The following is a 14,683-nucleotide window of genomic DNA, read 5'->3' on the forward strand; positions in this document are numbered from 1 at the left end:
ATAATGAATATCGCCTGGGGACGAAACGGTTTCGACGGGGGTAGAGTAAGTCGGAAAGCGAGCCGTGGAAGACTGTTACCACGTAAAATAATCGGTCAAAAAAGAGAATTGCCGAAGAAAATTACGCTTTAGCTGCTTAATATAAAATAGCAGCCGTCCTTTCAGCTGTTCTGGGTCAAATAGCTGAATAGGGCGTCATAAACAATGACCCTTACCCAAAAATCTTTCTCCTGGATTTTTGGGGAAATTTTAGGGAGATAGCTTAATCTTATCCTGCCTGTGGGAGAAGATTAAGTAAAAATCAAAACACAGGCTGCGCTCGGAGAAGTCCGGCTTACTCTGCTTTCGGACGCGGGTTCGACTCCCGCCGTCTCCACCAACATATATGAGCGATGGCTTTCTAAGCCTGAAGCTCCGAGGAGCTCATAAAGGGCTCCTCTTTTTTTATTTTTACACAGTTTATATTATACTACCACAAAATCCCCGTTTTCGGGGATTTTGTATTATATCTTTTCAATTATATAATCATCAATATTTCTTTTTTCTGAATTGATATTTATTCCTATTATATATATTTCTTTTCCTCTGTATTTTTCATAATATTTCTTTTCTTTTATTTGTTTTATTGCATCAATTGCACTTTTATCCACATTTGTTTTTTCTCAGTATTATTATAGCATAAATGTATCCTACTCAGAAGACAGGTTATATTATTAAATTGATTTTAAATATTTTAATATAATATTTTTGGCAATGTTGTTATCAGAGAAAAATTCTGAAATAGGTATATAATTATAACTTTTGCTCGGGTTTTTTAGATAATTTTCAATAGCTTCAAGATATTTTTTTGCTGTTATTTTCCATGTATAATTGGTAAGAACTCTTTTCTTACCTAATTCAGAATATTTATCAAAATTTTTTAATCCTTCAATTAATCCGTTTATAATATTTTTAATATCCATCGGATCTATTAAAACACCGTAATTGCCATTATCAAATGCTTCTGATGGACCACCATTTTTTGTTGCTACAATTGATAATCCTACAGCCGCTGCTTCAATTGGTGCCAGACCAAAGGGTTCATAGAAAGCTGGTAATACAAATACAGATTTTCTTTTTACAAAATATCTATAGGCACTTGCTAGTTCTTCCTGGCCTGGAACATCAAATAATGATACTTTTCCATATAAATTATATTTCTCTATAATATTTTTTATTTCTTTGATAATTTTCTGTTCTTTTTTTGAAAGTTTATCAATATCCTCAAAGCCATTTTTTAATCCTCTAACAAAAATAACCAAATTGGCTATTTTCTGTAAATGTGTGGATTGAGAATAAGCCTTAACCACACCAATATGATTTTTCTTTTCGTCAATTCTACTTGAAAGTACTATATATTGTTTATTGAGATTATCCAGATCTCTTAATAAATATTGTTCTATTTTTCCCCAGAATATATTATCAATATATTTTTTATTTTGAGAAAATATTTTTGTATTTACTCCAGGAGGGATAATTTTAAATTTGGAATTATCATTTATATCTATAGCCCCTTCATATAATTGATGTCCATATTGTTCAAATCTTTCCAGATTTGTACTTACAATATTAAATGCAGATCTATTCATGGAAATTCTTTCAGCAATTATTCTTGCTGAAAAATTATATTCTTTATCATAGGCATCAAAATTATTTATATTAACCCCTAATTTATCAAGTTTTTGAGCTCCTAATGAATGAGCAGTAAACGAAAAAGGTATATGTGTAATATTTTCAAAAATTGCACCACTTATACCACCATCACCATAATGTGTGGTAACAAAATCTGGTAATTCACCAAGTTTTTTGTAATATTCAAAAATATTTTCCGAAAAAGTTTGCAAATATGGCCATAAAAGTTCTTTCCTTAAAAATTTTTTTTCTCCAAAAGGTATTCTAATAATTTTCAAATTTTCAAAACCATCATAATGATCAAAATCATCTTTGAATTCTGACCAATTATCATCTTCAATTTTTCGTGTAAATATGTCAATATTAACTCCTAATTTCGAGAGTTCCATGGCCACTTCACGTACATAAATTAATTGTCCTCCAAAATCTGGGTGTTGAGTTAGTCTCGAATTTTTTTTATCAAAATTTCCTTGTGGATTAAAAAAAGCTATTCTCATTTTTTCACCTCATCCTTATTTTAAGTTTATATGGTGTCCAATTAGTAAAGTAAGCGAAAACTCGAAAATTGCCTGAAAAAATAGCATATGAAGCCGGTCAATTTTGCATGGATGCAAAATACCGAACATGGATGTGAGTCTGATACGACCGGCGAAAATATGCTATTTTTGAAGATTAGCAATTAAGGTTTGAGCAACTTTACTTTTTGGACACCCTTTAAGTTTAGTTATTCTATTTATTTTTAAAAAATTTTAAAGCATCAGAAATATCATTTAATCTTTGATTTTTATTTGCTGGATATCCATAAAATCCATATTGATTACATAAATTTATAAAATCCATAATCTTTTCTTTATTAATATTTTTTGGATTATATATGTAATCTGTTACTAAAACAGGTTTTCCTGAATTTTTGATTTTTAATATATATTTTAAACGATGATCTATATATTTTTCTTTGTTTTTTTTCAGCTTTGTATAAAATAAACTCTCAATTCCAATACCCGATATAACGTTTAAATATCGTCCATTATCATACTCTATAATTTCTTCGCCATTTTGAGGTATTATAAGAAAGTCAGGATTTTTTTTTCTGGCATAGTCAGCAATTTCAACTATAAAATCTATCATTCTGTTAGCAGTTATTTTTATGTTATAGCCATTATTAGCCCAGTATACATAACTGTCGACAAGATCGATATATACACCTTTAAATCCCTGAGAAATAATTTTATCAAGATAATCAAATATTATATTTTTCCATTCTTTATCCCAGTATTTTACTTTATAATTTCCAGGCCAATTTTTATTTTCACCATCAAGCCATTCTGGTGGATTATTATACCAATCATCTTTCCAATAATATCTATAATTCTCCGCTTCACCTATACTTAAATAAGCTAAGGCTATAATTCCTTTTAGTCTATCTATTTGATATTTTTTAAACTCATTTTTTTCACTTCCATCTTTTGAATAATCAATTATTAAAAATTTTGGATTATAAAAAAGGGTAATTTTATTTAAATCTATATTAGTCAATTGATATATCAATGGGACGTCAAGTTTTTCTATAAATAACGGTATTAAAAAAGGAGTTCCAATTAATAATATTAATATGAATATTATAGTTTTTTCCATAATATCACCTTACATATTTATTTTTAATGTTTTTCCAGTTATCTAAAGGTGCAATTGCACCGGTATATTTCAATTTTTCTGCAGCAAAAGCCAATCCTAATTTTACAGATTCAACTATATTTAAGTTATTTATCAATCCTATGTATATTCCAGACCACACAGCATCTCCAGCTCCGGTAACATCAATAACATTTGTTTTATATGATGGAAGAGAAATATTATAATTTTTATTATAAACAATAGCGCCTTTTTCACCCAATGTAAAAATTATATTTTTTATTCCCAGTTTTTTAAAATTGTCAATATTTGCATTTCCAAATATATTTTCAGCATCATCAAGTGATGGTTTTATTATATCAATGTATGGCCCAAAGATTTTTAAAACTTCTATTATAGAATATTTATTATGCCATAAGACTGTACGATAATTTGGATCAAATCCTATTATTATATTTTTTGATTTAGCTTTCTTTACCAGCTGGAGTATTTTTTCAAATTGAGTTGTTTCTGATATTGCCCAAGAAGATATATGTATAATTTTAAAAGTACTTAAGTCAATATCAGGTATTTCCAGATTTATTGAAGAGCTCTGATAAGCTTTAAATTCCGGAGTTTTTTTTGATTTATTTACAAATACTATATCAGTATTTACATCTTCCTTTTCGAATAAAAAGGATGTATTTACACCGTTTTTTTTCAAATAATTTTTAATGAATAAACCAAATTGGTCTCTACCTATAGTGGATAATATATAACTTTCTATATTTTGCCTGGCTAAATTTACAGCTATATTTCCAGGAGAACCACCAAAAAATTTTCGGAAAACGTTTGCATTCTCTAATGAATCAAATTCACTTATCATATCAATTAATACTTCACCTATTGATAAAAACATATACACCTCTCCTCATAGATTTTTTATTTATAGAATTCAGGTATTCTATCATAGAAAATATTATTATGTTTATTCAGATTTTTATTATTAGCTTCTTCTGGATTTATATTCACAATTTTAACTTTGTCACCTTTTTGAGGGAATCTTACAATTACTTTTCCATCTGGATTTGTTATTTGACTCATTCCGGTAAATTTATTTGAATTAAGAGCATTTATTTCTTCCCCCCATCTATTTGAGGTTACAATAAAAACTCTGTTTTCTAAAGATCGTATTTTATTAGCTTCTTGACAATAAGGCATAACTAAATTAGCGCTATGTGCAATTATTTGAGCGCCTTTTAAAGCCAGAGTTCTGAAAGATTCTGGGAAAAACCAATCAAAGCATATTGCAAGTCCTATTTTAACGCCATTGATATTTTCAACCCAAAAACCCGTATTGCCTTTTTCAAAAAATAATTTTTCTTCATAAAATAGATGTGTTTTTCTATATATTCTATGACTTCCATCTGATTTTATCAGTATAGATGAATTATAAAATTTTTCATTGTCATTTTCAACAAATCCAAAAACAACATTTGTTTTTTTTGATATTGCAAAGTCTTTAAAAGCTTTTATAGAAAAGCCATTCATGTTTTCAGAGACCCATTCGACTTCATTTTTTGTATTAAAAGTATAACCTGTAAATGCAAGTTCAGGAAATACAAATAAATCAGCGCTTTCACTTTTAATTAGATTTATACCCCTCTCTACGTTTTCCTTTACCTGAAATAGATGAGGTTTAAATTGTACTAATCCAATTTTCATAAATCATCACCCTTTATAACTCTATTTTCTGTAAATATTATATCCATTTTTATATCATGTTTATATACAGGCAGACTTTCTAAGATTTGAAAATCAAAGGCTACTCCTATTAAATGTGTTTTTGTATTTCTTGAAAAATATCTGTCATAGTATCCTCCACCATAGCCAAGTCTATACATTTTTTTATCAAAAGCAACACCTGGAATTATATATACATCTATTTTTTTATTGTAAGATGTTCCAACGGGTTCCATTATTCCAAATTTTCCTTTTTCAAAATCATTTACTGAAGTTACCTTTACAAAATATATATCTTTTCCTTTGATTTTTGGAAAAACTATATCTTTATCGTTTAAAAGATCAACCAACTTTAACAAATTTACTTCATTTCTGAAAGGATAATAAGTAGCTATGCTATTAAATTTTATAGATTTCAGATATTCTATTGTTTTTTTTAATATTATTTCATTATAGGTATTATATAATTTTATTTTTAAATTTGTTCGTTTTTCTAACATTAATTTTCTAATTTTATTTTTCATTTTTTCACATCCAGAAAAGTTATATTCATAATATTTTTATTCATTTCAATTATATATAAATTGTTTTCTCTATAATAATGAATAATTTTTCCACCACTTATTTTTCTAATAATCTTTTTTGATTTTATCATGAAGTATTTTGGGAATAAGGAAGAATCCGGAATTATTACATCTAAACTTTTACCTTTCCAGTAATATTTAACATCTTGACTTAGATAATCAAAAAAATATGGATACGCTTCTGACGCTGTTTGATTTCTAAGCCAGGGAAATTTTGTTTTTATTGTAGTATAAAAAGTTTCCAGATTATGATACATTTCATTCCATGTTTTATTTTCAGGATTTCTATCTTTTGCAAATACATCATCTGGATGTATAAAGTGTTGAAAAGTACCAAAGTTGGCAAGAGTGTTTATAGTTGTTAGATATAGTCTATTCAATGGATAATAACCATAAGTGGATCTTGGAATTATTACTACAAAATTATTTGTAATTTTATATTCAGAAAACTCGTCATTACTTTCATAAGAGGTTCCAATAGTTTTTATAGTTGGTAATGCTTTTAATAAATAATTTGCACCATAAGAATCTATTAAATTATTTGGAGCAACATAACTACTTATTACAATAGGGTGGTTTAAAACTTTACTTAAAAAGTTTTTAGCTGCATCTAAGCTCAATACTATATTTTCGGGATTATCCCATTTTTCTTTTGTTAAAGAGTTATGATTATATCCATGTAGCCCAAGTTCAAACTCAGATTTGTCTATTTCTTTTAAGGTTTTATATGGACTATTGCTTTTGCTTATAAAAAATTCAGTAAATTCAAAGGGTGGTGTACTTGCACCATTGTAACTTAAAGGAGTTACAAAAGTATATTTTATATTAAACTTTTCGGAAAATTTTTTTATTGATGGCCACCATACATTATAATAATATTCATCATCAGTAATTTTTTTGCCATCTATATTTTTTGTAATATTATAGGAAGGTAATGGAAAATCATCAATATAAAAAATATAAGAATTTAATAATCCGGCAATAGATACATCTTGCATCTCTAAGATTGTTTGTAATATTAAACCTCTTGTAGATTTTAAAATAATGCTTGGATAAATGTATCCTATATAACCATTATTGTGTTTTTCATACCATATTATAGGAATTTTTTTATTGTTATCATCACTTAAATAAGCTAAAATATTTTTGTTTTTATCAAATTTTATGTTGAATGTTATACTAAAATATCTTTTTAATATAGAATCGCCATTTTTCTCATTTCCAATTGGAAAGAGTTTTTTTGAAAAAATTATTTTTGATATATTTGTGTTATCTTCAATAATTTCATTTTTCCAAGGTGTGTTATTTAAACTAGTCGAAAAAATAAAAGAACCACCATTGTTGATAAATCGTTTTATTGTGTTAGTTTCGATATATTCTGCATTGGTATTCCAGATTATATATTTATATGGTAATAAATCAATAAAAGATAAGTTATAAAAATCTTCAACATTTATGAATTCGTAATTAAGTTTGGCATAGGTAAAAATTTTTTTAAGTTCTTTTTGGGAAGATAAATATTCAGCACTATCAAATTTTGTTTTTATTATTAAAATTTTGTTTTCTTTTCCAACTTTTTGATTTATTAATTCTAATATTATCTTTTTTATATCCAGAATAATATCACCATGTTTATTGATAAAACTATTAAAAATAGCGCCACCACCATTTTTAGACAGTATAATCATTGGATAGAAGTTATTTTCATATTTATATGATAATATCACATTATTTCCAAAAACAACATATTTTTCAACAGGCTGTTTGTTTGAAGTTGCTGGAGGACTTAAAAAGTATTCTTTTTTATATGTTATTTTATAATCTTTTAATTCTTTATATCCGTACATATAGTGTATACCGATTTTATTCAATAAATTATTTATTTCTCTAATATCAGAAGTTACGCCAAGATTGTTAAAAAAGAAAAAAAATCCACCATTTTCTACAAAAGTAGATAATTGTCTTAAATATAAATGAGAGTCTTTTAATTCAGGGGAATAATACCAGCTTATTATTCCAAAATATTTTTTATTATCAATTCTATAATAATTCATTTTTTCTATATCTTTTATTTCATAATTTACATTATATTTTTCCAGAATTGGAATAATATGGTATTTAAACATAAATTCTCCATATTGTTCTGACCCTTTATAAAGTAACAAAAGGTCTTTTTGTGCAAATAAAGAAAGTGTTATTAAAAAAAGTGCTATTAAGATAATTGATTTTTTCATAATTTTTCCTCCATTAAATTTTTAATGTCTTTATAATAAAGATAATATCCATCCTCAACAGCTAATTTTTGTCTATAATATTCTGTTTTTATTAAATCTTTAATTTTTGAAATTAATATTTTATATCCGATAAATGTTCCTATTGTAAAGGCAAAGGTATAACTTGCTCCAAGTGAGTAAAAACCAAATTTATCTAAGAAAATAATACTTAATAATAAATTTATTAAAAGTACTGAAATATTTAAGTATAATGTTTCTTTTCTGAAATCGAAATATAATAACAAAAGCATAATCATGAGATAAAAAGAATTCATCATAGCTCCGATTAAACCTAACCTTAATATTGGTTTAAATATTTCCGAAATAAAAGGTAGCATATTTAATTCATTTAGCAATAATAATATAAATGTAATAATTACCTGAACCCTGATGGTTAAATTAATATCAAATTTTAATTCTTTTTCCATGTTTTCTTTTCTAATATTGATTTCATAATAATTGTATCCTTCAATTAATGAGTCATAAAATAATTTATATGTTTTGTAGAACCTGGTTTCCAGAACAAGTATAAACATAGTTGCTGTTGGTATTATGGTTAAATAAGCTATAAACATTGGACTGTCATAAATAAAAGAAAAATAAAAACCATTAATTGGCATTTCTCCAAAATCTTTTGAATGCCATATAATAAAATCGTCTATCCATAATGCCAGGTAATAGGTAAATCCTATTAAAATATTATGCCAGTATTTTTTAATTTCTTTTATCCATTCAAATGAGGTTAAGTTTAAATCTGTTCCGAAATATAGTAAGGCCAGAATATAATGTACAAATGTTCCAATATTAACCCCAAAAGCATAACCTAAAATATAGCCCAAAGGATTTTTTTCTGATCCAAAATATTTTGAAAATATTATTGAGAAAAAGCCCATTATAATATATCCCATAATATACCAGTTTATAGCATTTGTAGATATTGAAGCTATTGAAATTATCCATAAGGCTAATAGGGAAATAACAAGATAAGAAAAAGAAAGAGCAAACCAACTTTCATGTTTATAAAAAGAAAAAAATATATATAAAATAAAAATAGCGAAAAGTGTAGCAAAAATCAGTATCCCCATTACTTCAGGTAATATTTTTTTGTATTTTTTTGAATATATAAGGTCTGAAATTCTTCTTGACTCAAACATTATAAATAATCCTGAAATTATTATAGAAAATACAAAAGAATAAACAATTGAAATATTAAAATAAATGTTTGATATTTTTAAAAAGCTCAAGATAATCCACAATGTTAAAGTTGTTATTATCCATGGCCCAGAAGAAACAACTACAGAATACGCTATAGCCAATAAATCAGTTGAAACCCCACCTTGATGAAACATTTTATTTAATCTAAAGCCTATTCCAGCCAATTTATTTCACCACCGATAAATACAAATCTTTATAATTTTTAATCATTTGTTCTAATCTATATCTTTTTTTCACGCGTATTCTTGCCAGTTTTGATGCACTTATTCTAAATTCATCATTTTGATATAATTCAATTAATCCTTTTGCGAGTCCTACAAAGTCTTTTGGCTTTACAACAATCCCAGCTTCTCCAATTATATCTTCATCGGAACCATATATCATTTCCGAACATGCTCCAACATCAGTAGTCACGACAGGAATTCCTGCAGCAAAAGCTTCTAAAATAACCAGTGGTTGCCCTTCGCTAACACTTGAGAGTAATAAAACATTTATTTTTGGATAATAATCAAGAACATTAACCTTTCCAGTAAATTTAATAGTATCTTCTAATCTAAAAATTTTAATCATATCAAGGCATTCTTTATAGTATTCTGGTTCTTCATCGGTTGGCCCTATAATTAATAATTTGAAGTTTTTAATTTTTTCTTTAACCATTTTAGCCGCTTTAATAGCAGTTTTTATATCTTTTATTTCCACAACACGACCAACAAGTCCAACAATATAAGGATCTTTTTCTTTTCTGTATTCTAATTTTGAAAATTTATCGAAATCTATTCCATTAGGAATTACATACATTTTTGATTCATCTTCACATAATTCTTTTTCAAATAATTGATTTTTTGAAAATAATGTTGTAATTTTTTTTGATCCTTTATATACCAATGAACTAATGGTATTAAATAATTTAATCCATGCAAGTCTGTATTCATCTTTTATCCATCCAGCTTTTAATACCTCAAGTTGTCTTTCTCTATGATAGATACCATGTTCGGTTAAAATTACAGGAGTGTTATTTTTTATACCGTTCATAATTGCAGAAATACCAGCATATCCAGTTGTTATAGTATGGTATATATCACATTTTGGAAAATCAACAGTCATTGAATTTAAAAATGGTAAAAGCATAGATTGCAAAGTCCAGAAGTAATTGGTGAAATTTTCATAAGGTATATATGTTTTATAAAAATCAAGCATAACTTCCCAGTATGTTTCAGATTTCAACAAGCTTGTAAAGTCATAATTAGAATATTGCTGAAAAAGTTTATAAAGATTTTCAGACATAACTTTTTCATCAAATGGATATTTTAAGATTTCTCTTAATTTATTGCCAAATTGTTTAGTTATAATTGATTTGCTGGAAAAGTCATATTTTGCAAATAAAAAATATTCAAAATAATCTATAACATTATCAGGAAAATTGTATTTTGGTTTTCTTATTTTTGGCACATCACCAATATGAATTATGCAGAATTCAACATCTTTCATGCTTTTTATTAATGTATTTCCCCAACTTGAAACACCACCGGTAACATAAGGGTATGTTCCTTCAAAAACTATTCCAACCTTCATATTATTCTCCTTTTAAATTAATATATTTGATAATTAACTCAATATCTTCAATATCTTTTTTATCGAATAAGTTTTTTAAGTTATTAAATTTTTCTGGATAAAATATTTTTAAAATAAATAACATTTGTAGTTTTTCCTTTTTGTTCATGTTTTTTATTAAATTAGATATATAATTATTGTTGTTTGAAAGTAAAAAAAGCTGTATCTTTGTTTTGAAATCAATATTATTTATATAATCATAAATAGAATTATCATTCATTAGATTTTTTATTGAATATAATAAAAAATCAAGTTTATACTTTTGAGCAATTTTTAAAGTTTTATCATCTTTTAAAGCAGTAGATATAGAAATTAATTGGTTTATGAGTATAATATCTTCATCATTAAAATAATTTTTTCCTTCCAATTTTATTAATAATTCTTTTTGTTTTATATATGATGTTCTTTTATTCCATGGAAGTTCTTTTATATATTCAGGGTCAAAAGAATAATTGCTATTATAATTTATTATAATAGTTATGACTATTAACAGCATAGTTAATATAAATAATAAATAATAAGGTTGTAAAAATTTTTTTTTCATATAATTTAATCCCCCAGTAAAAATTTTATAGATTTATGTTTTGCTGAAAAACCAAGGTCTATAAAATCGGAAACTAATTTTTGAACAGTTTTTTGTTTCATTCTTTTTATATAATAGATTATTGCATATTCATATATTTCCTGAGCTTTAATTGTGTTAATCTTTTCATTTAATAATATTTCCAATGTATCGAATTCATTTAATGATTCTAAGATTTTTAATGTTATTACAATTAATTTTGGGCTATCAGGAAATATTTCAATTGCAGTTCTTAATAAAATTGAACTTTGCCATAAAACTTCCTGTTTATGTTCGCCTGCTAAAAAACCAGAATTAGCATAAAAATAGGCATATTTACCATAATCAATATAATCTTTTAAAGTTTTTAAATTTTTCATATAAAAAGAGATTTTTTTAATTAAAAAATTTTCTAAATTTGTCAGAGCATCAGATGCATACAATATAACATCAGGATGAGAGTCCTCTTTAATTGCACTTCTGATTAAATTTATCCCTTCTACAAAATCTATTTTATCATTTTTTATTGAATTATACACCAATCTTACAACATATTTACGCTGTTCAGGATCTCCATATTTTAAAATAATATTAAACGGAGCCAGATCAACAGAAGAAAATCCAATACTTTTTGAATTTACAATATTATATTTTGAAAAATCTATTTCTTTATATAAAGGGGATAAATTCCTTTTTTGAAATAATAATATTAATGGATAAAACGGGAATATTATAAAGAATAATGTAGTTTTTAGCAATAAATTTTTTAATGAAAAAGAACTTTTATATTCATGATAATTAATGAAAAGCAAAATAATAGTATAAATGCTAACAGCAGCATAACCATAATGAAAATAATTAAAAATAAATAAGAAAATCCCACATACTCCAGAAAAAAACGAAATAATTAAAAAAATATTTTTCATTGTTTTGTATATGCCTCCATAACTTTAATATTTTCGTAGCTGAAATTATCTAAAACCCTTGTTAAACCATCTTTGGAACACGAAGTTAAAATTATTTTAATTTCTTTTTTGTTTTTATCTATAAAAAGAAAATCGGTATCTCGAATGAATTTTTTAAATAAATTTATTGAATTAATATTATTGTATTTTACAATTACTACAGAATAAGGAATTCCAAATCTTTTTCTTCTTTCTTCAATTTTTTCCAAAATATTGCTAAATTTTTCAGATGTGAGAAAATCTGGGTTTTGATTTTCAGATAATTTTGATGAAGCCAGCAATAAAGTGCTTAACCAATCCGCCAGAATTTTTAGATATATTTCTGTATTTTTATTTATTTTTTCCGGATCTATTATTTCTATAATAATAAAACCAAGTATTTCTTTTCCATGCTTTACACTAACGGCCATAGCAGGTTCATATTCAAAATTATATTCTACTTCTGTCAAATATAAAACATTTGCATTTGCACTTCCAAACTCCATAGCCATGCTTATTACAACAGATTTATCTACTGGAAGAGAATTTGGTAAAAATTGCGGACCTTTTCTAACCTTCATGCGTAGAAAATTATTTTTACTTAAAGTATAAATAGAAACGGTTTTTGCATAGATAAATTCTGAAATTAAATCAATGGCTTCATTAAATATATCTTCTGAATTATTATATTCAATATCTTTTAATTTCTCTACCAGTAAAGAAACTCCCTGTTTTTCCAGAACAAGTTTGTGTTCAAGATCATCAGTTATATTTTTATATTTTCGTATATCTTCTTCTAATGATTTTACTTTTTCTTTTAATAAGTTTATTTGTTCATTTTGATAATTTATTTTTTGAATATACATATCTCTGAAAAAGCCGATTATAAAGCCAAACAAAAAAATATAAAGGGGATTTTTTAAAACAGTCCAGGAAATAATAAATTTAAAAAAGTCATTTCTGGCATTAAAGAAAATTGATAAAAAGATATAAAAAGTACTGATGCTTCCAGATAATAAAGAGAAATTGATACCATATCGAATAGCTATAAGAATTGAAAAAATAAAATATGGATTAGGATCTACAAAAATATATCCAAAAAATTTATTAGTTATATCTAAAATAAATAATAATGTTAGAATCAGAGCAATTTCTAAAAAAGCAAAAATATTTTTTTTGTTCATTATTAATCCTCCAATATACCATGTTTTGATTTTATTGAATATAGATTTACATAACGAACTAAGTTTTTTTCTAAATTATAGTTAATATTTAGAAATTTCATTCCATAAATTTTCTCTCCATATATATTTTCCCCAATTAATCGTACAACACGTGTATTTATATTTTTCAATATCAAACTTTTATGTATATCTAGTTGTTTTATTATGTATTCTTTTTCAGTGTTTAAATAATGTTTTGAAACTATTTTCATTCCACCAGCACTAAAATCTCTTGTTTCAAATGGAATATTTTTATTATCTTCATTATCGAGTAATAAACCTTCTCTAATTATAGGAATTCTATAAAAAAGTCTTTTTTGAATTTTAAAACCTGTTAATGGCAAATATACAAAAATGTTATCCAATTCTTTTTTTAAAACCTTGGATTTTATGATAATATTTGATGAATTTTCATATATTCTGATATTTAACTTCTCCCCGTTATATAATTTTATTTTTGAATTTTTGTATATTGGAGGTAAAATTTGAGCATATTTTGATAAGAAATTTAATGATATTATTCTACTATTCCCAATAATATGTTGGGTTGGTAGTTCAATATCAATTAAGTCACCGGTGGCAAGAACTTTTTTTAATTTTATTTTTTCTATAAAAATGCTTTCATTATATTTCATGTTTTTTCTCCTTTTATTAATTCTTATATTTATATATATTATATCATATTAGAGTGTCCAATTAGTAAAGCAAGCGAAAACTCGCAAATTGTCATTTCATTTTAGACTTTTTTAAATATCATTAAATAGGCATTCTTCAATTCAATCACGCCTAAATATTTTTATAAAAATTTTTTTACAAGTAATAGAATAAATTAAAAAAATCGTCTGTAAACAACACAGACGATTTAAACTATTTTTATTTATAAATTTTTATCGATTTTTGGCAATTTTCTTATATTATAAGATTGTTCATAACATTGGGTTGTGTTAATTACGATTTAGTGCTTTTAAGGATTTTAATGACCTCATCAAGTGTAATATCAAAGATATTGTTAGTTAAATCTTCAATTGTTTTTATATCCAAATAATCAAGGTTATTTAAGTATGGAACAATATTATCTCCAAATTTTTTAAATAAAAGACTTTTTGCGATTGTTTTTTCTCCTTCGAATTTTCCTTTCTCAATTCCTTTCTCAATTCCCTTTTCAAAACCCTTCTCAATTCCTTTTTCAAAACTTTCCTTTAACGATTCATCTATTGCTTTTACAAAGTTTTCAAACATTCGAAAT

General features: G+C 25.3%; 12 protein-coding genes, 1 other RNA gene and 2 pseudogenes. 1 reads left to right on the forward strand and 14 read right to left on the reverse strand.

The features are described 5' to 3' along the window. Positions 1–16: 16 nt before the first annotated feature. Positions 17–379, forward strand: a transfer-messenger RNA (tmRNA) gene (ssrA, locus tag X275_RS11320). A 124-nt stretch (positions 380–503) separates the two neighbouring features. Here ssrA and X275_RS11325 read toward each other — a convergent pair. From X275_RS11325 to X275_RS11665, 14 genes and pseudogenes are all read right to left on the reverse strand, one after another. Further along, positions 504–650: pseudogene (locus tag X275_RS11325) on the reverse strand (PD-(D/E)XK nuclease domain-containing protein); the annotation flags it as partial. Positions 651–713: 63 nt separating this feature from the next. After that, complete coding sequence (locus X275_RS03095) at positions 714–2,168, reverse strand: glycosyltransferase (protein WP_047267476.1); 1,455 nt, start codon at positions 2,166–2,168, stop codon at positions 714–716. 232 nt (positions 2,169–2,400) lie between these two features. Continuing rightward, positions 2,401–3,306, reverse strand: coding sequence for an MJ1477/TM1410 family putative glycoside hydrolase (locus X275_RS03100; protein WP_047267477.1), 906 nt, complete (start codon positions 3,304–3,306; stop codon positions 2,401–2,403). 4 nt (positions 3,307–3,310) lie between these two features. After that, a complete protein-coding gene (locus X275_RS03105) occupies positions 3,311–4,201 on the reverse strand; it encodes a carbohydrate kinase family protein (RefSeq protein WP_047267478.1) in 891 nt (296 codons plus the stop codon). Positions 4,202–4,224: 23 nt separating this feature from the next. Continuing rightward, on the reverse strand, positions 4,225–5,007 hold the full coding sequence (locus tag X275_RS03110; RefSeq protein ID WP_047267479.1) for a nitrilase-related carbon-nitrogen hydrolase: 783 nt from the start codon (positions 5,005–5,007) through the stop codon (positions 4,225–4,227). Next, positions 5,004–5,549, reverse strand: a complete 546-nt coding sequence (locus X275_RS03115; protein WP_047267480.1) for a 5-formyltetrahydrofolate cyclo-ligase — start codon at positions 5,547–5,549, stop codon at positions 5,004–5,006. Before X275_RS03115 ends, X275_RS03110 begins: the two co-directional genes overlap by 4 nt. After that, the gene (locus X275_RS03120) at positions 5,546–7,843 is read right to left on the reverse strand and encodes a DUF2194 domain-containing protein (protein ID WP_047267481.1); all 2,298 of its coding nucleotides are present in this window, start codon (positions 7,841–7,843) and stop codon (positions 5,546–5,548) included. The genes X275_RS03115 and X275_RS03120 overlap by 4 nt, the downstream gene beginning before the upstream one ends. Next, the gene (pelG, locus tag X275_RS03125; RefSeq protein ID WP_047267482.1) at positions 7,840–9,261 is read right to left on the reverse strand and encodes an exopolysaccharide Pel transporter PelG; all 1,422 of its coding nucleotides are present in this window, start codon (positions 9,259–9,261) and stop codon (positions 7,840–7,842) included. Before pelG ends, X275_RS03120 begins: the two co-directional genes overlap by 4 nt. A 1-nt stretch (position 9,262) precedes the next feature. Further along, on the reverse strand, positions 9,263–10,669 hold the full coding sequence (gene pelF / locus X275_RS03130) for a GT4 family glycosyltransferase PelF (protein ID WP_047267483.1): 1,407 nt from the start codon (positions 10,667–10,669) through the stop codon (positions 9,263–9,265). Position 10,670: 1 nt separating this feature from the next. Further along, on the reverse strand, positions 10,671–11,252 hold the full coding sequence (locus tag X275_RS10995; RefSeq protein WP_052913575.1) for a hypothetical protein: 582 nt from the start codon (positions 11,250–11,252) through the stop codon (positions 10,671–10,673). A 5-nt stretch (positions 11,253–11,257) separates the two neighbouring features. Next, positions 11,258–12,196, reverse strand: a complete 939-nt coding sequence (locus X275_RS03140) for a hypothetical protein (RefSeq protein WP_047267484.1) — start codon at positions 12,194–12,196, stop codon at positions 11,258–11,260. Beyond that, the gene (locus X275_RS03145) at positions 12,193–13,398 is read right to left on the reverse strand and encodes a hypothetical protein (protein WP_047267485.1); all 1,206 of its coding nucleotides are present in this window, start codon (positions 13,396–13,398) and stop codon (positions 12,193–12,195) included. The genes X275_RS03140 and X275_RS03145 overlap by 4 nt, the downstream gene beginning before the upstream one ends. A gap of 2 nt (positions 13,399–13,400) precedes the next feature. After that, the gene (locus X275_RS11000) at positions 13,401–14,072 is read right to left on the reverse strand and encodes a PilZ domain-containing protein (protein WP_052913577.1); all 672 of its coding nucleotides are present in this window, start codon (positions 14,070–14,072) and stop codon (positions 13,401–13,403) included. A 313-nt stretch (positions 14,073–14,385) separates the two neighbouring features. Continuing rightward, positions 14,386–14,683: pseudogene (locus tag X275_RS11665) on the reverse strand (Rpn family recombination-promoting nuclease/putative transposase); the annotation flags it as partial.

It is taken from the genome of Marinitoga sp. 1197 (assembly GCF_001021165.1).
Taxonomy (GTDB): domain Bacteria; phylum Thermotogota; class Thermotogae; order Petrotogales; family Petrotogaceae; genus Marinitoga.